This window comes from Natronomonas sp. CBA1123 (assembly GCF_009741925.1).
In the GTDB taxonomy this organism is placed as follows: domain Archaea; phylum Halobacteriota; class Halobacteria; order Halobacteriales; family Haloarculaceae; genus Natronomonas.
Window position 1 is genome coordinate 12,803 of the sequence record NZ_WPCC01000041.1, and the last position, 17,820, is coordinate 30,622.

General features: G+C 53.5%; 21 protein-coding genes. 10 read left to right on the top strand and 11 right to left on the bottom strand.

The features are described 5' to 3' along the window. Window positions 1-3: 3 nt before the first annotated feature. The 4 genes from GJ631_RS14955 to GJ631_RS14970 all read left to right on the top strand — a co-directional run bounded on the left by GJ631_RS14955 (window position 4) and on the right by GJ631_RS14970 (window position 3,001). Window positions 4-564, top strand: coding sequence for a hypothetical protein (locus tag GJ631_RS14955; protein ID WP_156709922.1), 561 nt, complete (start codon window positions 4-6; stop codon window positions 562-564). Beyond that, a complete protein-coding gene (locus tag GJ631_RS14960; RefSeq protein ID WP_156709923.1) occupies window positions 561-1,331 on the top strand; it encodes a hypothetical protein in 771 nt (256 codons plus the stop codon). Before GJ631_RS14955 ends, GJ631_RS14960 begins: the two co-directional genes overlap by 4 nt. Further along, a complete protein-coding gene (locus GJ631_RS14965; protein WP_156709924.1) occupies window positions 1,324-2,466 on the top strand; it encodes an ATP-binding protein in 1,143 nt (380 codons plus the stop codon). Before GJ631_RS14960 ends, GJ631_RS14965 begins: the two co-directional genes overlap by 8 nt. 148 nt (window positions 2,467-2,614) lie before the next feature. After that, window positions 2,615-3,001, top strand: coding sequence for a hypothetical protein (locus tag GJ631_RS14970; RefSeq protein WP_156709925.1), 387 nt, complete (start codon window positions 2,615-2,617; stop codon window positions 2,999-3,001). Between the two features lie 133 nt (window positions 3,002-3,134). Here GJ631_RS14970 and GJ631_RS14975 read toward each other — a convergent pair whose 3' ends face one another. After that, window positions 3,135-3,848 carry a hypothetical protein gene (locus GJ631_RS14975; protein WP_156709926.1) on the bottom strand — a complete coding sequence of 238 codons (714 nt, stop codon included), beginning with the start codon at window positions 3,846-3,848 and terminating at the stop codon, window positions 3,135-3,137. Between the two features lie 131 nt (window positions 3,849-3,979). Further along, window positions 3,980-4,267: a hypothetical protein gene (locus tag GJ631_RS14980; RefSeq protein WP_156709927.1), complete on the bottom strand. Its 288-nt coding sequence runs from the start codon at window positions 4,265-4,267 to the stop codon at window positions 3,980-3,982. Between the two features lie 267 nt (window positions 4,268-4,534). Here GJ631_RS14980 and GJ631_RS14985 point away from each other — a divergent pair, with 267 nt between their 5' ends. Continuing rightward, on the top strand, window positions 4,535-7,171 hold the full coding sequence (locus GJ631_RS14985; protein ID WP_156709928.1) for a tetratricopeptide repeat protein: 2,637 nt from the start codon (window positions 4,535-4,537) through the stop codon (window positions 7,169-7,171). Window positions 7,172-7,473: 302 nt separating this feature from the next. Here the strand turns inward: GJ631_RS14985 and GJ631_RS14990 are convergent, their stop codons facing one another. The 4 genes from GJ631_RS14990 to GJ631_RS15005 form a co-directional block, all read right to left on the bottom strand. Then, entirely contained in the window at window positions 7,474-9,126 is a 1,653-nt protein-coding gene (locus GJ631_RS14990; protein ID WP_156709929.1) for a MarR family transcriptional regulator, read from the bottom strand. 169 nt (window positions 9,127-9,295) lie between these two features. Beyond that, a complete protein-coding gene (locus tag GJ631_RS14995; RefSeq protein ID WP_370518691.1) occupies window positions 9,296-9,517 on the bottom strand; it encodes a sigma-70 family RNA polymerase sigma factor in 222 nt (73 codons plus the stop codon). Between the two features lie 266 nt (window positions 9,518-9,783). Then, window positions 9,784-10,791 carry a site-specific integrase gene (locus GJ631_RS15000; protein ID WP_156709930.1) on the bottom strand — a complete coding sequence of 336 codons (1,008 nt, stop codon included), beginning with the start codon at window positions 10,789-10,791 and terminating at the stop codon, window positions 9,784-9,786. A gap of 96 nt (window positions 10,792-10,887) precedes the next feature. Beyond that, window positions 10,888-11,031: a hypothetical protein gene (locus tag GJ631_RS15005; protein WP_156709931.1), complete on the bottom strand. Its 144-nt coding sequence runs from the start codon at window positions 11,029-11,031 to the stop codon at window positions 10,888-10,890. 411 nt (window positions 11,032-11,442) lie between these two features. Here GJ631_RS15005 and GJ631_RS15010 point away from each other — a divergent pair, with 411 nt between their 5' ends. From GJ631_RS15010 to GJ631_RS15030, 5 genes are all read left to right on the top strand, one after another. Next, window positions 11,443-11,760 carry a PhiH1 repressor gene (locus GJ631_RS15010; protein WP_156709932.1) on the top strand — a complete coding sequence of 106 codons (318 nt, stop codon included), beginning with the start codon at window positions 11,443-11,445 and terminating at the stop codon, window positions 11,758-11,760. Continuing rightward, entirely contained in the window at window positions 11,757-12,044 is a 288-nt protein-coding gene (locus tag GJ631_RS15015) for a winged helix-turn-helix domain-containing protein (protein ID WP_156709933.1), read from the top strand. Before GJ631_RS15010 ends, GJ631_RS15015 begins: the two co-directional genes overlap by 4 nt. 170 nt (window positions 12,045-12,214) lie before the next feature. Continuing rightward, window positions 12,215-13,459, top strand: a complete 1,245-nt coding sequence (locus tag GJ631_RS15020) for a hypothetical protein (protein ID WP_156709934.1) — start codon at window positions 12,215-12,217, stop codon at window positions 13,457-13,459. Then, complete coding sequence (locus tag GJ631_RS15025; protein WP_156709935.1) at window positions 13,459-14,355, top strand: hypothetical protein; 897 nt, start codon at window positions 13,459-13,461, stop codon at window positions 14,353-14,355. The genes GJ631_RS15020 and GJ631_RS15025 overlap by 1 nt, the downstream gene beginning before the upstream one ends. A 3-nt stretch (window positions 14,356-14,358) precedes the next feature. Continuing rightward, complete coding sequence (locus GJ631_RS15030; RefSeq protein WP_156709936.1) at window positions 14,359-15,111, top strand: hypothetical protein; 753 nt, start codon at window positions 14,359-14,361, stop codon at window positions 15,109-15,111. Here the strand turns inward: GJ631_RS15030 and GJ631_RS15035 are convergent. From GJ631_RS15035 to GJ631_RS15055, 5 genes are all read right to left on the bottom strand, one after another. Then, a complete protein-coding gene (locus GJ631_RS15035) occupies window positions 15,108-15,806 on the bottom strand; it encodes a hypothetical protein (RefSeq protein ID WP_156709937.1) in 699 nt (232 codons plus the stop codon). The two genes, GJ631_RS15030 and GJ631_RS15035, sit on opposite strands and share 4 nt — an antisense overlap. 105 nt (window positions 15,807-15,911) lie before the next feature. Continuing rightward, window positions 15,912-16,505 carry a site-specific integrase gene (locus GJ631_RS15040; RefSeq protein WP_156709938.1) on the bottom strand — a complete coding sequence of 198 codons (594 nt, stop codon included), beginning with the start codon at window positions 16,503-16,505 and terminating at the stop codon, window positions 15,912-15,914. Window positions 16,506-17,045: 540 nt separating this feature from the next. After that, window positions 17,046-17,297 (bottom strand): hypothetical protein, encoded by a 252-nt coding sequence (locus GJ631_RS15045; RefSeq protein WP_156709939.1) that lies wholly within the window; start codon window positions 17,295-17,297, stop codon window positions 17,046-17,048. Further along, on the bottom strand, window positions 17,290-17,535 hold the full coding sequence (locus GJ631_RS15050; RefSeq protein ID WP_156709940.1) for a hypothetical protein: 246 nt from the start codon (window positions 17,533-17,535) through the stop codon (window positions 17,290-17,292). Before GJ631_RS15050 ends, GJ631_RS15045 begins: the two co-directional genes overlap by 8 nt. Window positions 17,536-17,537: 2 nt before the next feature. Continuing rightward, on the bottom strand, window positions 17,538-17,820 hold a 283-nt coding region (locus GJ631_RS15055), incomplete at its 5' end, for a hypothetical protein (RefSeq protein WP_231753999.1).

The window sequence follows — 17,820 nt, forward strand, 5'->3', positions numbered from 1 at the left end:
CCCATGCGCCGATTTTCCCTGCTTTCCCTGCTGGTAGTCATCGCGCTCCTTACAGCGAGCCCGGCGGCCGCCCAGCAGGCCGACAACGGCATCGACATCGACCCCAGCGTCGACATGAACGCCACCACCTACGCCCAAGAAGTCGACTCCACACTCCGCATTGTCGAATACGAGTACCTCGATAATCGTGGAGGCTTTCGCATCGTCTTCGAAGCCGACCAATCGAAGCGTATCACACTCACCGAAGCCGTTCAATTCGAAGAAGGGGCGGGTTCGGGGCGACTCTACCAACAGCGCATCCCCTCGGGACAAACCGAGGTTTTCGTCGCCGTCTCCCGTCAATCCGGGCAAGCCGCACTAACGCTCACAACTGATGAGACGCTCGATGAGAACCGCTTCGTTTGGATTTCCACCGGCCAACAAGGTGACAACCCCTTCGAAGGCACCTCTGCGACCGCTGGCTGGGTCGGTGGCTTCCTCACCACTGCCGGCATGATCGTGCTGGCCGTCCGGCGCGTCTCGAAAAAGAAACGCGGTGAAGTCTCGTCGGGGTGGGCCGAATGAACAACATCCCCACCTTCCAGAACAACAAAGACCGCCTCACCTTCCTGCTCGCCGAGTTCCGACTCCCCCTGACGGTCATGGTCATCGCCGCGGTCGTCATCGTCCTGTTCTTCGAGCCCTCGCTCCCCGATCCACCCGAGCCGCTGCTGTCATTCACTGTCGCCGCTGGCCTCATCGCTATGCCTTCCTACGCGATTGGCTACATCATCGCTAACCCCAGCCCCGACTACGTCCGCGTGCTCGAAGCCGACGCTGGAAGCGACGAGAAGGCCATCCCGCACAACGTACCCCGGCACATCTGGGAGGAACGCGAAGAAGACGGGCCGCCAGCCTACCAGCTCCCCGACGGAACCTTCCTCGTTCGAGAGTTCGAATACCTCGATGACGTAGACTCGCTTCGCGTCACGGGAATCTGGAAGGTGACGGCAACGCCGATGGAGTGCTGGCGAGCCGAAAAACGCGTCGACGACATGTACGGCTGGATGTGTGACCGACTTCAAGAGGCCTCTACAGCGCTGGCTCGCATCGAGCGGATGGGCGTCGACATCCACGACTCGGTCGTCCGCGACTACGTCGAAGTCGACGAAAAGGCAAAGATGCCCTCCGACGGCCTCGTCACCGACGCTATCGACGAGGCCGTCGACGACCTCGACGTCGACGAGGAACCACCAGCGTTCGAAGCCTCCCTCGAACCCGAAGAAAGCCGCTTCGCCAGCGACCCAATCGGGCCCGAACCACCCAACTCGGAGGTGAACGCCGATGACTGACGGCGGTGAGTGGGCTGGGTCGGAGTCCAAAGAGTGGAAAGATGGCCGGCATAAGCGAGAGAATCGCTCTGTGTACCCCCACGCGGGCGAAATCGGTGACCGACAGACCCGTCGGGCACTGACCGCCGCCCGGTCCGCGTACGACCGCATCGCTCGACACGACGATCTCCCCGCTGACGCTCCCCCGATGTTCGAAGAAACCACGCTCGCCAGGTCGTGGCGCTACGCACAGGGATCGGAGACCTTCGCCCGCGCCGTCGAGAAGGGCGATGCAATTCGCATTCGGCACTTCGTCGGGGCTCAAGATACCGACGTGGACCTCTCGGGGATGAAGGCGCTCCAGCGGCTTCGAGACATCGTCACCCGGCCGGCGTTCATGGCTTACATGTGGGCCGAACCAGGTACAGGGAAGACGAACTTCGCGTTTCTACTCGCCCAGTTGTGGAAACGACATCACCCCGACGGCGAAGTCGGCACCAACGTTCGAACACTCGAACAGAAAGACGAGTGGTGCCGCAACTACGGTGACCTTGACCGCTGGATGAAAGCCGACGAAGATGCCGCACTCCGTGGGGAAGCTACGCCGAAGTTGTTCATCTTCGACGAGGCATCGAGCAACGCGTCGGGGCGAGGGAAGGACGGCTACGAGACCGCACAGAAACTCGGTGTACTCGCCTACAAGATTCGGAAGTACGGCGGATCGCTCATCATCATCGGCCACGACGGCGGTGACGTACACCCGGCAATCAGGGAGCTCGCCATCGCCATCAACAAGGAGACGAAAAAACGGGCGACGGTGTACGAAAGCGTCCGGAATCGGAAGGGAGAACGCCCAATCGTCGAGTTGTCGGGTATCCCGCCGACGGACTGGCAGTACAACGACAAAGAGGCGACGACGTGGAGCTGGGACCGACACGCCGATTCGGAGGAAACCAGCGACGAGAGCCTCGAAGAAGCCCACAAAGACATCGCCGTCTGGACCGCCATCAAGGCGAAAGAACAGGGACTTAGCAACCGCGAGGCGGCTGAAGTCGCGGGCTACAGCCGCGAATGGGTCCGACTCCGCTATGAGGAGTACAAAGACGGCGGCAAGGCCGCCGAGACGTTTGCCAATGTCGAGGCCGTAATCGCATGACTGCGACTCGACGACAGACTGGCAACTACCAGCGCCCCCGAGGCGTGGGTCATACCGGCCGGCGCGATGCGCCGACCGGCGCTATGACCCGCGTGCGGGTGGCCGGCCGCCGAGCTATATATAAGATGCGCGCGGCGCGTGAGGCGCGATGAGTCGGAGCAGCAACGCGTCACGGTACGGCTCGCTGGCGGAGAAGCGAGCGGCCGAGAAGTACGGCCTTCGACTCGACGGCGTTCACACGTCGTGGTGCGATGCCGAGTTTGGGAACGGGAATCCAGTCGAGATCAAGAGTGCAATGCATCGTCGAGCGAACGGCTCGCCCGGTCGGTTCAGGCTGTTCCGGACGTATCACGACCGGCTGCTGGAGGCAGACGGCTACTACTGTTTCGTCGTCTACCGAATCCGCGGTCGTGGTATCGAGGTGCTTCGAACGCTGATGACGAAGGCAAGTCGGCTCCCGTCAACGACGTGGTACGGCGCTGGTGGTCATCGTTCAAGCCAGCAGACGAAGCTTTGCATCGACACTGTGTTTTAGCGGTAATTGAGGAGAGATTCCTAAATCCAAACGTGTCCCACTTTACCTACTGTATCAAAGACATCTAATAGATTTAACCAGATAGTGCGAATTGGATAGGGGAAGGAGAACAAGTTACAAGAGGCCCATGTTACTATTCTAGAGACAATTCGGGGAGGCTACTAGCCTCCCATTCTAGATTTAGTTCAGCTTCAAGCTTTTTTGAGTTAGCCGAAGTTACAATGATCTTTTTTATTTCCCAGTCAATCTCATTGAATATCTCTTGCCCGATTGAAGATTTATACGTAACATTTGGTTCAGTGTCCATACGAGGCGGAGGAGTCTCTACACGGATTGGTTCTGAAAAGATTCCATCCTTTTCTGCCATCTTATCTTCAGGTAGAACCGTGCCAAATCGTATTTTTTCGTGGACTTCTGGACCCACAGATTCTTTGCTGGCTTTAAATAGACGAAAGCTCGCATATTCATCCTGATTGATGTCAATGCGATTTGAAGACTCTTCAGTCCACTCTGGAACGACGTTTATAGTATATTCTTTCGTAACATCGACTTCATCAACCTCCCACCCGTCTTCGGCCATGAACGGCTCATTAACCGTGGTATCGTGAGTCCCTTCGAGAATAATCCGAGGCTTGCAGTTCGTCGCTACGGAGCGACCAGTGTTCTGAATCTGAACATCATATTCGGCGGTTTCATTCCTCCCATCGTAGGGTGACGAACCTTTCTTGACTACTCCATCATTGAATTCTATGACAGGTTGTTTATATTTCTGAACGGCAATCGATCCCATTGAGGTAGCAGCAAATCCACCAATTGCACCAGAGAGTATTGAGCCAAGTATTTCCACAGAACAATATTTGGAGAGTGATATTTACTACTTTCTACGCCATCAAAATGCAGAATTTCCTACAGATAGGCCTTGGATTATGAGGGTTCGCCCAATCAGCGCCAATAAACAGTGAACCACGTTTCTGGAATCTATTCATTAAAACCCATTGACACAGTTTCGTCGACGGTTACCTCAACCCCGCGTGCAGCAAAGATTTCTGCGATCTCGGCTTTCTGGTTTGGAGTCAGGTCATCTCGTGAGAGAACGGTTTCGACGCCGTCGACGAGCTGACGGATGTCATGACAGGCGAAGACGACAGCCTTCGTCTTTGAGACACCGTAGAAGTCGGCGGCTTGCTCGATAGACTCGTAGCGATGGCCGAGGTCGGCCTCGGGATCAGTGCGGATTCGGACCTGTTTGGGGATGTCGGTACCCATGGTTGTGGCCACGGCACGGAATTCCTAGAATTCTCGGGTTACTCAACAGGACATTTGGCCCGATTTCGATCAGTATTCTCACTACAATCCCGATCTCATCGGTTCACCGGTCGCCGCCGCTCTGGAATATGGCCACGAACCGGGTCCGGTTCGTGGCCATATACGGGGAGAGGTGTTTCTCGACGGGCAACTGCGGGGGATGGAAGGTCACAGGTGTGCGAGAAGATTGGCTCTAAGAGTTAATAGTTCACAAGGAGTATAGTAATCATGTCACTGGTGGCTGGGGTAATCGCCGGTATCTTGGCCGACAAATCCGTTGGTGCCTCCGAGGCGGTCCGCCAGCAGGCTGTCGAACTCCAGCGCAAGAAGCGCTTTTCCGAGGCACTTGGGCCGATTTCCACTGAATTCAACGATGCACTCGGCAAGCGCCTCCAGAAGCGTGCTGAAGAAATCGACAGCGTTGAACTCTACGGTCTGGCGGTTAACTGGGATGTCATCGCCGGCGATATCGATACCGGAACCGTTGTCTTCGAGAGCGAGGATTCGGCCATCGATTGGCTTGTCAGTGAAATCATTGGGCATGAGGATGTTGATCTTGGAGAAACAGCCGAGGCCGAACTCCGAGAGATATTAGCTGACGAATACGCGGCTGCTGTCGCAGCCTTCCATGAACGCATTGACGGCGACGATCGTCTCCGACGCCGTTTGCAATCGGAGTTGGATTTGAATATTCGCGAACAACTAACGACGATACGTGAGGCATTCGAACACCTTGCCAAGCGCCAACCGTATGGACTGTACGACTTTCCTACCAGTCGCGACGCAGTCTTAGACATCCTGCTTCCAGAAGATTCCGTGTCCTTCGTTGATCGTCCCGAGGTACCCGACCGACCTACGGTTAATCGCTATTTTGTCCTTGCCCCCTCCGGTGCCGGCAAGAGCCGAATCATCGCTGAGTGGATCCGACGGCTCCCCGATGAGGCTGTCGCTCACGTGCTAGTCCCAGAGACACGGATGCTTGACCCCGCCGATGCTCGACGATTAGCACACCAGTCCTTCGACGGTGACGTGCTGCTAGTATGGGAAGATGTCCACCGTGTCGACGAAGCCGGCGAGAATCGTGTCCTAGAGCGAACCCTCCGCGAACTCACCCACGGCCTCAACGAGCAAGGTTATGAATTGTATACATTGCTCGAAGCTCGGTCGGGACGGCTTGACGATGTCCCCGGCAATCTGCCTGCTGACTTTACGAATGACAAGAGCCTCTGGAGTGACTATGAGCCCCTCCTCGTTGGTGAAATAGATACGACCCGTTTAAAAGAGATGGCCGATGCGATGGCTGACCAGTATGAAGTAACGCTTGAGGAAGCTGCTCGCGACGCACTCGTTAGTCGTATTGAGGACACAAAATCCGCACCAATCTACATTGAGACTGTATTCGTAACGACTGGCAATCGTCTGACGGTGGACGATGTCGAGAGCCTCGCCAAGGAGGTCGAAGATATCTGGCAACGGCAATACGACAGTCTACGAGATGTTGCTCCCGCCGAGTGGGATGTACTGGTGGCGATGAAATTGTTGTACGACATCAACGTTCCACTGTACGCCAAACTCGTTAGAGTGGTCTATCGGAGCTTACTTGGAGGTGATCGGAGCCGATTTCGCCCTGCAGTGGAGGCACTTCGTAATCGACAATGGCTCACTATCTTCGGCGCAGAACTTGTCGGACTTGAGACGCTTTATATTATCCACGATACTCAGCTTGAAGCTGTAAACGCGAATGCCGACGATGACGCCCACCAGTTGTCGGAGTTACTGGTAGAACATATTGAGGCGTGTGTGCCGGAATCGACACGCGCAGAGGTCCACCAGAGCGCTGGTATAGTGTTTGGTAATAGGGGGTACCACAGGATTGCGCAGAGCCAGTTTCAGGCAGCCAGTAACCTGAATCCAAAATATGCGAAAGCGTACCGTGGGCTTGGGCTTGCAAAGAGTAATCTGAAGGACTACGAAGGTGCTCTCGAAGATTTCGGCCGAGCAATCAAACTCGATCCAGAAAACGTATCTGCTTATTATTATCGTGGGATTGTGAAAGGTATCCAGAATGACTACGAAGGAGCCATTGAGGACTTCAACCGGGCTATCGAACTTGACCCCGAAAACGCAGGCGCTTACCATCGTCGGGGGGTCGCGAGGGGCAGCCTGAATGACCACAAGGGTGCTCTCGAGGACTTCGACCGGGCCGTCGAGCTTGACCTCGAAAACACAGCTGTTTTTTATCATTGTGGGGTCGCGAAGAGCAATCTGGAGGACTACGAGGGTGCTATCGAAGATTTCAGCCAAGCAATCAAACACAACCCCGAAGACGTAGCTGCCTATTTTCAGCGGGGGAGTATGAAGAACGTTCTGGAGGACTACGAGGGTGCTATCGAAGACTTCGGCCAAGTAATTGACCTCGACTCCGAACACGTAGCTGGATATTTTTATCGCGGAATTGCCAAGAGCAACCTCAATGATTACCAAGGAGCTATAGAGGATTTCAACCAGGCCATCGAACTTAACCCCGACAATCTTTCTGCATATCAAAATAGGGGTGAAGTGCAGCTTATCAGAGGAGATCTCCGAGCAGCGCGTCAGGACGTTCGAGAGATGCAAAATCTGAGTAACTCCCCCGGTCAAAAGGCACTCAGTATGCTATTCTTTTTAATTATCAATATCTTACAAAATCGAGATTTTGATGAAGTCGAGGCTGAATATCGCTCACTCTGTCAACAGAATCTCGATTTGTCATGGAATTTCAGCAATCTTGACTCTTGGCTGGCGGACGCCGATCTCCCAGATGATGAAGCCGATCAAATCAAGGAGCTAATCAACCTACTAAAAGACGCAATTGCCCACAACTAATCCTGAATTTTCAATTGCTGCGTGGCTTCAAGTGACGTTTCGAGTGCGTTTCTGGTGGATTGCTGTCTGTATTTTGGATTGTGTGGACTTATCCACACCCCTAACAGCGAATCCAAGGGGTCACCCCGAAATTCGCGGCCGCTCTCCCTGTTGAGATCGGCTCGACCACCCGGTCTGGAGGGTCCGCAGACTCCACCCGAAAAGTAGGTCAAAAACAGAAACCGGCCGCTTGAGCCCTCTCGGGAAGGTTATGAATTCCAGTCACAAACAGAACGACAGTGATGCCTCTCGGCCGTCGGGCGTCAGTGTAGCACGTCGCCCGCCCGCATCTGCAAATCGCCGTCTCGAAGTCGCACGTCAACTTCCGCGTTCAGGAATCGCTCTCGGTCCCACCCGGCCCGGGCCCATTCGTAGAGGCCATTCGTCAACACGACGACGAAATCGTTCCGAGTCATCTCAACCCTACCGAATCGAAGCACCAGCTGGGCATCCCGTCGGTCCTTCACCTCAACGCCGAAACGGTCAACCCACTCCACCAGAGCGTCGTTCGCTACATCGAGACCGACCGTCCGCTCGAGAGACTTCGCCAGCGTCTCGGCGGCATCTTCGGCGTGCTCTCGGGCGTGCTGAACCGCTTCGGTCACCTTCTCGGCGATGTGATGGGACCGAAGCGACAACTCTCCGTAGTGGTGTTCCACGAGGTCTTTGAGCCGGTCGATAGCCCGATACACTGTCTCAATGTGCCAGCCCTGTTCGTCCGCGATATCCTTCGGCGATACCTCACCGCCGTCGGAGACCAACATATCGAGCACATCAGCGTCGCTGTCTTCGAACCCGCCGACGACGTGCTTCATTACGAGGTTCTCTTGCCGGTTCTTCAGCTCCGGTGTCGGGTCATCGAGCAATCGCCGCTGTCGTCGCTCAGACTCTGCGAGAAAGTACTCGTCTTCGACGTATGGACCGCGGCCACCAGGGGGCGGACCACCGTCGCGGTCGTCGCCCTCGATCTCCTCGTCGGTGACCGGATACCCCTCCCACCGGAGCACGTTCAAAAGTGTCTCGTCGAGTTCCCGGGCGACGCGATCTCTTTCCTCCCACTGAACCATACCGTCGAGTCTGGAAGCTTGTAGTGACACCTCGACTTTCGGATGGTAAACCGGGTCTCCCGGGTCAAGACTGTCTGCTTCCCTCGGCAGGTAGTGCTTGATTTCCTTCGGCAAGTGATGCTGGTCGACAAGTTCACTCGCACGCTTCGGCCCAATCGTCGCCGTGTGATAGTAGCCGGGCGCTTCCGTGTCGTCGGCGACGTGCTTTCGGTAGCCTTCGCGGTCGTTCGCCAGTAGGTTCGACACCCGCGCCAGTACACCGTCGACGGCATGAATCGGCCCTGACTCACCTCGAATCAGTCGGATGTATCGAGCGGCGTCTTGGATGTTACTGTAGGCTTGGTGAACCCGTTTTGGGTCGAAGTACCTTGAATCGAAACCAAGAGCTTCAGTCGCTCGATGCAGCAGTTCGCCGTACTTCGGCATTGGGAAGTTACTGCCGAGCACCCGGCAGTTCACTCCGGTTAGGTCCTTCGGCGTTGAGATGATATTCCCGCTGTGGTCGGTCATCTTCGGGGTTCGTGGGGCGATATGGATATTCCCCGACCGCTGACCTACGTCGTCATCCTCGTCGAGAACTTCCCACGAGATGCGGAACTCTCGAATGGTATCGAGATCTGACGACGGATGATTCAGTGACCCGATCCCGGAGTTCTGGTAGTACAACTTCAGCGAGAAAGTGTACTCTCCAACCGAACAGCGGGAGCGCTTGGACCCGTCGTTTTCGCGGACGATCCGCTCGGCCGCATAGAACGGTTCGAGCCCGTGGCTACAGCAGGCTCCGCGGTCGTCGAAGACGAGATTTACATCGCCTTCGTGCCACGCTGTCTCGATGAACTGCGTGTTCATCGGCTCTTGTGGCTCAAAACAGCGTATCCAGCAACGAGACATACAACACCCGAGAGAAGGACGACAGCGGCGACTGTGGGCTCCCCGCGGTGGGTCCACTCTCTCGCCCCAAAGGGAGCGATGGCGCCCGCTAGCGCGCATATGCGGATCGTGCCCCGTTCAATACGGGTCACCACGTCGCCGACACCTCCTCGTCGCGGTCGTCGAGTCGAAGTCGGGCCCGCTTCAGCAGGTTCCCGACAGTACCCGGTCGGCGATTGGTACACCGGGCTAACTGCCGAATACCGACACCGTCGTGCTCGACAGCGGTGTAGACCTCCCGCTCGGCATCAGTAAGGATCGAGAGGTCTTCGTCGCGCTCGAAGTCCGTGAGGTCTAGCTGCGGACTCACGCCGAAACACCCCTGTTTCCTTCGATGAAATCGCCGGAGAGAACAGGGCCGGAAGAACGACCGTTGGTAATTCGATTAGAAACCGAGTTTCTTACTCGGTGAATCGAAAAGCAGAGTGGCGAGTGGCCGTCGCTACGGCGTGAAATCCGGATAGTTCGAGAAGACGAATGGCGTGTATGGACTCGCCGGGTAGGTCTTTCCCCGCGCCGTATGCGAGTTTTTACTCGTTCTCGCGGTGCTTCTGACTCGGGTAGAGTTTCGGTTGCTCATCGTTGGTAGTGTTGTCTGCGGACATCCATCTTCTCGCGAGGCGTTCGGGCGTCGTAGTGCTCATAGAGTACATCAAGCGAGACGTTCGCTCGTTCTCCGACGACTTCGGGAGGCACGTCGCCGTTGAGGTCGGCGGTGATACTTCCGCGCCGGATGGCATGGGGCGACCTCGAGGACGGACATTTGCACGGTGTGTTTGACGACCCGACAGCCTCGCAAGTCTCGGGCTCGCGGTCGTGGGGGCACTCCCCGTAACGGCAGGGTTGGGTGGCCCGATGTACGATATCGTAGATAGTCGTTCCCGCCGCACGGCCGTACTCGGTCGTAATGAGTGGCTCCCGACCGTAATCGTCGGTCACGTCGTGGCGGTGCGTCTCGACGTACTCCTGAACGATGCTGAAGGGTTGCGGGCCGAGGTAGACCCACCGCTCACCGTCTGCTCCGTTCTTCAGTCCGGTTCCCTGCTCGGGTCGGTGATGGATAGAAATCGCATGGTCATCGTGTTTGAGATCGTCCACGTCGAGGGCACGAAGCGCCCCGCGACGCATCCCCGTCCGCCAAAGTAACAGCATGACGACGTGCTTTCGACTGGCGAACTCGTAGCGGTCCAGGTACTCGACTATCGGCTCGGCACGGGATGACGGTAGCTGTACGTCTCGACTTTCGGCGCCGTCAGGAAGTTCGGGCGCATGGACCTTCTCGGCAAGGCCCTCGCTTACGGCCTCGATATCGGCTGCCCATCGGAGGAACTGCCGAATCGTACTGAGTTGCTTCTGAAGGGTGACGGGCGAGATCTGTGACTGTCGCCACGCGACGAAGTCGGCCAAATCCCGGCCACTGAGTGTGTTCAGATTGTCGACGGACTGCTCACTGCACCACTTCAGGAAGTAGTTCAGCCGTGTCCGTGCGTTCTGGAGCGTCGACTTTCGGACCGAGGGTTTCCGGTGGGTAAGGAACCGCTCGACCCCCTCGCTCGGCGTCAGCGGTTGGAGGTCGTCACCCATCGAGCACCACGCTCCCACAGTTACCGCACTCATCTCCCGGTGCCGCGCCGACCACCGTGACGCCACAGTTGGGGCAGTATTCAACGGTCGCCCGTCTCATACTTGCTCCTCGTACTTCTCGCGGCTTTCGAAGACGTCGACAGCCCCGCAGTCGTGGCAGGAAACAGAGCCGGGCGAAGTCATCACCAACTCCCGTCGACGTTCGCAGTTCGGACAGAAGCCGAATTGCGTGAGGCTCATCGGTTCCCTCCGTCATCGGGTCGTGGCTCAGAGCCGGTCTGGACGTAACCGACCGTAGAAGCCAGTCGAGCGCACCGCTCACAGGTCGGCTTGCCGTCGCGGGCGTCGAGACCGTCGGCCACGCGGCCGCAGGCACACCGCACGTCGTCAGCGTTTTCAAGAGGCGTTTCGTCTGTTCGTTCGGGGCTTTCCGGCCCCGCGTTGGTTCCAGCGAGCATAGTTGCCTTCCTGGAACCGACTTCTCGGGCCGCGTTGGCGCGCGGCCCGTTCCTCACACCGCCTACAGAGTCATCTTCAACCGAGTCGTCGGCTCGCATCATCCACAAAGGAACGTTGTTACATATAGGTTACGCTGTTCTCAATCAGGCATTTTACTGACTATTACGCACTTTGGACCCTTTAGAGTAGTTAATGAGACAACCGGGGACGTGGATGACCATATGGGATGACCGCATCCTAGAGCATATCCGGGCCGAAGAAGGTGGGAGAGTCGGTGCATTAACCGAAAAAGAAAACGTGAGGGTAAGCAAAACTCACGTTTCACGTCGATGCTCTAAATTGGCGGAGCACGGTCTTCTCCGCGACCTCGGCAACGGCGTTTACGTCATTACGGATGAAGGGGAGGCGTACCTCGATGGCGAATACGACGCCGAAAACCACGTCTACCTCGACAATAGTATTGAGGAGAACGGCGGGCCAACAGCAGGCGAGGAACCCGGTGAGATATGAGCGAGCGGCAGCCCGCCGAATGGATGTGCAACCTTGACGAGCGAATAATGGAATTACTCAAACGCGAAGGATGGGCGACCGCCCGCCACATTGAGCGGACTATGCGGATGAACGCCTCTAAAGGGCGTTCCTACGAGAGGCTTCGAATGCTCACCTACGCGGGGTTGGTTGCTCCGATTTTCGAGGACAGTACGATGTATGAATTAACGAGAGAGGGGCAGATGTACCTCGCTGGTGAACTAGACGCTCAGCACCAACCTAGGCCAAATCCACAGGCCGTTTAATATTCCCATGACTGCAGATACATTCCGCTTAGTTTCAAGACTAAGACACAGTAGGCGAATATATCATTAAATCTTGTTTGTAATACGGTCACTCCTTGTTGAAATCGGAGAATATAAGTAGGAAAATCATTATATGCCTCCCATTTAAAATTCCCACTTAATTACCATCCATGTCGTTAAAAATAGATATTAAAGATTCAATTAGGGCCTATTTTGAGGAAGACATAGAGGATGGAAAAAACATATATCTTTCTCAATTTCACTCTTCAAAATCATTAACCAAAAGCAGGGTAGAGGGGCTTATTGAAGATCACCTCAATCCAGACAGTTACTCAATAGTCCATGACTTTGAGTCTGAAGAAATTAGCGAGAAGATTCAGATAAATGAGCATCCGATTATTGTCTCAAGAATTAATGATGAAGCGATTTTATTCACAGAACTTCCCTATGGTCGGTGGCTGATCGTCCATACTAGCTCTTTGAACAAGAACTATAGAAATAGAATATCCAACTTGCCGAAAAAGTGCGGTTGGATTCTGGATGTATGGGTCCAAACAGAAGTAATTGATGACATATATAAAAAGAATAGTCCCGAAGATTCAAATGTAAATATTGAACGCAGGTGGGACCCTTACTATATTTACGAACGGACTTCAGACATTCCAGATGAGTTACGAGATTATTATAATGAGAATATAGAAGAATTTGTTCAACAAGAAATCGAATTCAATCTAAAAACCCCACAATGGATGGTAGATGATGCCCTCCAAGAGGGAGTTCAGAAAGAACTTCTTGATAAATCAGAAATTTCTAAATCCAAGTTTACATACAAGCCTGGCGAGGGAAGAGCTGTTCGTGATGGGGGCGTTCAAGCTGAAACTCCCAAATCCAAGGTCACAGTCCACCAGGGAGGGCAAGTCATCCATAGAACGGGAGAGGCTGAAGCCACATTTGACCTGTTCGAAAAGTTAGAGTCGAATAATGATATTTATGAAGAATTTCAGCAGGCGGTTCCTCATCGAGAATATATTCAACATGATTCTGGCATTAAAGAGTTAGATCGATATTCTCCGGGGAAAGTTCTCAAGATCAATTTCCATGAAAAGCAGTTCAATGAAGAAGCCAGTATTACTCTATCTAATCTACTAACGGTAGGTCAGTCAGATGCAGAAATTCATGGAACAGTACAGATACGGAATAACCTAACATTCGTTTCTAGAACTGAACTCTCATTTGATGGTAGCGAGTTCAGAGTCCTATTCACCGAAGAAGGCGGAAATGCGTGTCTTTTCATAGAACCTCTCGCAGGTGAGGTTACCTCATTAGTATATCTCTTTAGAAAGCTCAAAGAAAAATTCGATTCCCGTGTGAGGTATTCCATTGTCGAATCTATGCCGGATTTGGAGGTTGAATAATGGCGGCTTCAATTTCACCAAGTGGGGGTTGGGTAGATGATCACACCCTCATCTTGAGCCAGTTATACACACTATATGACACTGCAATCAAGTGGAATTATCAGTTGTGCGATGAGGGTTATTCTGGTTTTCCTGATCCAATTTACTACGATGATAACGAGAAATACACTCCTGATTTACTCGCCTATGGAGAGATGGGCGACGCTCAGCACTTCGGAGTATGTGGCGTAAATGAGCAATCAGTCGTTGAAGAGTTAGAAGAAATTCAACCATATCACAATATCGATGAGGATTCGATATCTGAGTTTCTGGAGTTGTATGATAGGGACTTCACCCCGAACATCCAAGAAACAGTCGCAATCATACCAAAAACCAAATTCATTGCGAATGAAGAAGATCTTCTAAGGATTGCCAATGAACGTGAAATAATTATTTGGAGTATCAATTTCGATTCCTCCAAGGAGATCTCCAAAGAATGTGGAACACATTCCAACGCGACTCTGGAGGGAATCATTTCTGATGGGCTTCGTCCTTATCCAGATGGACGTGATACCCTCAGATATACGCGAGACACGAATCCATCCATTCTAAAATTTGAATTTATTGATAGATTGGTCAGAAGCTGTTCACGCGAAAAAATTCACGAGTTCAGCTTCAATGATGTTGATGGTTTTATGATAGATATTGATCCACCATTATTGGCCCACTTACCCCGAAAAGAGCGCGAGGGTGAGCACTGGGAGGAATACCTACACACCATGATTTTCAGATTCGATTTAATTGAACCAATCGGTGATGACGAATATCGGTGGGAAGAGAAGCGATTCGTGGATGAATCACGATACAGAAGTCGAATTCTGGAAAGAATCAAAGACGAACTAGGATTGGGTGACTGATTAATGACAACAAAAATTGAAGCCCCTTGTGATATCATTGAAAATATCATAAAGAGCCTATATGATACTGTTAGAGGTGACGATGATATCCCAATGGATATCAATTTAGTTTGTCATCCAGAGGATTATGTGGAGATCTATGTTCGTTCGATGAATAGTTTACAAGTTCTCCATACTATCTACGATGGAGATCATACGACAGTTGATGTAGATAACCGGCGAGAGCTTGTGTTCACCTCAGAGACGTTCTATAAGTTGATAAATAATGCAGATAATGACTTTGTCGAGATCGAGTTTGAGTTTGACGATTTCATAGTATCTCTCTCTGATTCGTGGTTCTCAACGCCATCAGAATTCACTCTTCCCCTCTTTCATGAATCAGAGTTCCAACAGCAAGTATCTGTAAATGATTCATTCAGGATTGGCACGATTGAGGTTAATGCTTTTCAAAGACAGTTGAAAATGATGGAAAGCATAGCTCCAGTTGTAGCAATGAGAGTTGAAGACGGTGAATTTTGGTTATCTGTATCTGATAGAGTGGTTGGTGCGGGGGAGGTAATGAAAGATCTAGATGGATTGGATGATACAAAAGAATTTGAATACAAATTCAATATCAACCCTATAACCACGTTCCTCTCGGGCATAAGTTCTACAAACGTGGAATTATCGATCCATGAATCAGGTGGTCTGACGATTGAATCAACTAGCCATGACGTGACTTCGGAATTGATGTTAGCAAATAGACGGCCTCGCTAATTTTTCCCTCTGTTCGTCCACAGTTTGTAAGCATCAGTATTGTAGCCAATTCTTGCTTCATTTGGTGCTGATTCATCTCTGTCGTCGAAGTTCTGAATTTGATCTAACTCTTCCTCCAATTTTGGTAAGACCCTGTCTACAGACATCCCCAAAGCGTTGGCTTTCCTGGAGATTAACTCTGCCAAACCAACTTCACGTATTGACTCAGTATTGTCATCCCAGTGCTGAACTGTGATTGTTCTTCTATCTATCTCGATCTCCCCCTTTGACTCAGATTCTCCAACTTCAGGCTGCAATGATTCTACTCTTATCCTCCGAATCAATTCATTCGTAGATCGGATATCTGAATATATCTCTTGTAAGTCTCCATGAACCTCTGAACTTATTGATTCAATAATTTGACCTTGGATAGCTGCATCCCAAGCATCGGTATTGTAAGGCTCTAAACTATAATATGTATCTGAGCTACCAGAATCTTGTAAATTCGATAGGACTTCGAAGTTCCCATTTGTAATCGACTTGTTTAGTTTCAGCTCTTTATTTAGGCTTTCAAGATAATTTGCAATTTGCCTTTGTTGGTTCCTTTTCTCCGCGATACGTTCTAAATAAAAGGCGATATATACACCGATAAGAGTTGCAATTAGAGTAGCAAAAAATCCCAATAGATGCTGAGTCATAAGATTTTGATATCTCATCTGACCTTACATCTATTCGGCCTTATTAATTTGGCTTCCCTCCACCTGCACACTAAAACTGTGCATCCGCTACCAACATGATCGGGATAGAGTCCGTCAGTTAAGTCATGTTTCCATAGCCTCGCCAATTCGCTTCTCAGTCGGCTCGGCAAGATACGGCTCGATAGCGGAGTAATCCGACCACCCACCGATAGACATCATCGTCCGCACGTCGACCTGCCGCTCGACGAGGTGGTACGTCGCCCACGAGCGTCGGAGGTCGTGGCTCGACACTTCCGACCACCGTTCGTCGTCAGTCTCCTCAGCGACAGTCTGCGCGGCTTCCTTCACCCACCGACGTACGGATGGCGTCGAAGCGTCGACCCACGCCTCTGACGCGCCCAGCCCGCGCTCTCGGCTGTACTTGTGTACATCGTCGGCCACGTCTTCGGGCATCCACGCATCCCGTAGCTTCGGCTCACCGCCTTTCGTGTTCTTCCCTTTGACTTCGAAGAGCCACACATCTCCGTCATCCGACCAGCGTAGGTGTTCGTCGCCGGGATAGTTCACTTCCGACGCCCGGAGACCACACCGACCCATCAACTGCACGGCGACCTCGCGGGTCCACCCGTTCCGACCAGCGGTGCGTTCGAGCCTGTCGAGTTCGTCCGGCGAGAGCCAACACTTCGTCACGTCGTCCGAGTCGTCGAGTCGGACCATAATCGGATTTACAGGGCTATCCGTCTAGTTCTTTCGGTGGTTGGTCCGGGTCAAGGCCGATATGGGTGGAGAATCGAGGAAATCTAATCGGGTTCTATAATAAGTCGATTATAGAAGTTTCCAGACAATCCACGCTGGAAGAGGCGGTCAATAGTGCTGCACATCAAGCGACCTCTTAGACGGTGGTTTCGACGGTTTATTGTGAGACAGGCTGCCTTTTCCGGCGAGTGTCCGACGACAATTCCCCTTCGCAGGCTCGTCGCCCAGACGAACCGACTGGGAAAGTCGGAGCAATCGTCGGTGGAGTCTTACTCGCTGTCTGCTTTCTGATTACTACTGCGGCCCTTTTATCTTGGATAGCCTCACTCGTTTTTGAGGCAGGACTTGCTTTCTGGCCCGCGATTGCTATTGCATTTGTCCTCCTTGCCATCTTCACTCTCACCACCTTACGCTAACTACATGAACTGCACTGACCGCTGCAGAACACGGCATGAAGAGTTGAATAAACGGATGTCGAAAATTGCAGTGTTCTCCGACAGGTCACCGCTCGGCGTTCTCGTCTTCCTCGATAGTCTGCTGTTCGACCGCCGCCTGGGTCGCCGCCTCCATCGCCTCGCCGGTCTCCATTCCAGCCGGCGGTTTGTACGGCAACCTCGAAGCCACGGCCCGCCCGAATCCTCGTAATCGCTCCTGTGCGTAGTACGTCGGGGCCGTCGCCCCGGCAAGGAACGCCAACACGACCAGCGCCAGCGTTCCCGTCGACGGCGCCGCCTCGGCGATGGCCTCAAGCATCGGTCTCCTCCTCGACGTAGCTCACTCGGTCGACCAAGCCGGGGATACCCTCGTCTCCGAAGATAACGCGCTTGTGGCGCTGTGAGCGCCGCCTGTTCGCCTCGATAGTTGTAAGCACCTCGTTGGCCGCCTGCCGCACCTTCAGGGCGATATACGAGACCATCGCCGTCGTCACGAACGCCGAAACGGTCGTCACGAACTGCACCACGTCGAGACCGAACACGACCGTCTCGGTCATCGTCAGCTAGCCACCTCCGCCCCGAGTCGGGCGTATGGAGTCAGCACGACCAGCACGACCAGCGCCACGATACCAGCCGCCGCGTAGGGCGCCCACCCCGGCAGCCACCCGTCGCCGTCGCCGCTGCCGTCGCCGCTGCTGGCGCCGCCACCGCCACCGCCGCCGAGGTCTCGGCCGTCGCCGTCGAGGTCCCCGAACTGCCATTCGAGAAACGCCTCCGAACCGGCATCCGCGCCTGTCCCGACCGCGTCGTCTACCACGTTCACCGGCGAGTCGTCTACCGTC

Bases quoted from the DNA above. Each gene is read 5' to 3' on its own strand.
- GJ631_RS14965 (WP_156709924.1), top strand. From the start codon at position 1,324: ATGACTGACGGCGGTGAGTGGGCTGGGTCGGAGTCCAAAGAGTGGAAA.
- GJ631_RS15000 (WP_156709930.1), bottom strand. From the start codon at position 10,791: ATGGGTGACGACCTCCAACCGCTGACGCCGAGCGAGGGGGTCGAGCGG.
- GJ631_RS15005 (WP_156709931.1), bottom strand. From the start codon at position 11,031: ATGAGCCTCACGCAATTCGGCTTCTGTCCGAACTGCGAACGTCGACGG.
- GJ631_RS14955 (WP_156709922.1), top strand. From the start codon at position 4: ATGCGCCGATTTTCCCTGCTTTCCCTGCTGGTAGTCATCGCGCTCCTT.
- GJ631_RS15040 (WP_156709938.1), bottom strand. From the start codon at position 16,505: ATGGTCCGACTCGACGACTCGGACGACGTGACGAAGTGTTGGCTCTCG.
- GJ631_RS15025 (WP_156709935.1), top strand. From the start codon at position 13,459: ATGGCGGCTTCAATTTCACCAAGTGGGGGTTGGGTAGATGATCACACC.
- GJ631_RS14990 (WP_156709929.1), bottom strand. From the start codon at position 9,126: ATGAACACGCAGTTCATCGAGACAGCGTGGCACGAAGGCGATGTAAAT.
- GJ631_RS15020 (WP_156709934.1), top strand. From the start codon at position 12,215: ATGTCGTTAAAAATAGATATTAAAGATTCAATTAGGGCCTATTTTGAG.
- GJ631_RS14960 (WP_156709923.1), top strand. From the start codon at position 561: ATGAACAACATCCCCACCTTCCAGAACAACAAAGACCGCCTCACCTTC.
- GJ631_RS15035 (WP_156709937.1), bottom strand. From the start codon at position 15,806: ATGAGATATCAAAATCTTATGACTCAGCATCTATTGGGATTTTTTGCT.
- GJ631_RS14970 (WP_156709925.1), top strand. From the start codon at position 2,615: ATGAGTCGGAGCAGCAACGCGTCACGGTACGGCTCGCTGGCGGAGAAG.
- GJ631_RS15045 (WP_156709939.1), bottom strand. From the start codon at position 17,297: ATGCTTGAGGCCATCGCCGAGGCGGCGCCGTCGACGGGAACGCTGGCG.
- GJ631_RS14980 (WP_156709927.1), bottom strand. From the start codon at position 4,267: ATGGGTACCGACATCCCCAAACAGGTCCGAATCCGCACTGATCCCGAG.
- GJ631_RS15030 (WP_156709936.1), top strand. From the start codon at position 14,359: ATGACAACAAAAATTGAAGCCCCTTGTGATATCATTGAAAATATCATA.
- GJ631_RS15015 (WP_156709933.1), top strand. From the start codon at position 11,757: ATGAGCGAGCGGCAGCCCGCCGAATGGATGTGCAACCTTGACGAGCGA.
- GJ631_RS14985 (WP_156709928.1), top strand. From the start codon at position 4,535: ATGTCACTGGTGGCTGGGGTAATCGCCGGTATCTTGGCCGACAAATCC.
- GJ631_RS15050 (WP_156709940.1), bottom strand. From the start codon at position 17,535: ATGACCGAGACGGTCGTGTTCGGTCTCGACGTGGTGCAGTTCGTGACG.
- GJ631_RS15010 (WP_156709932.1), top strand. From the start codon at position 11,443: ATGAGACAACCGGGGACGTGGATGACCATATGGGATGACCGCATCCTA.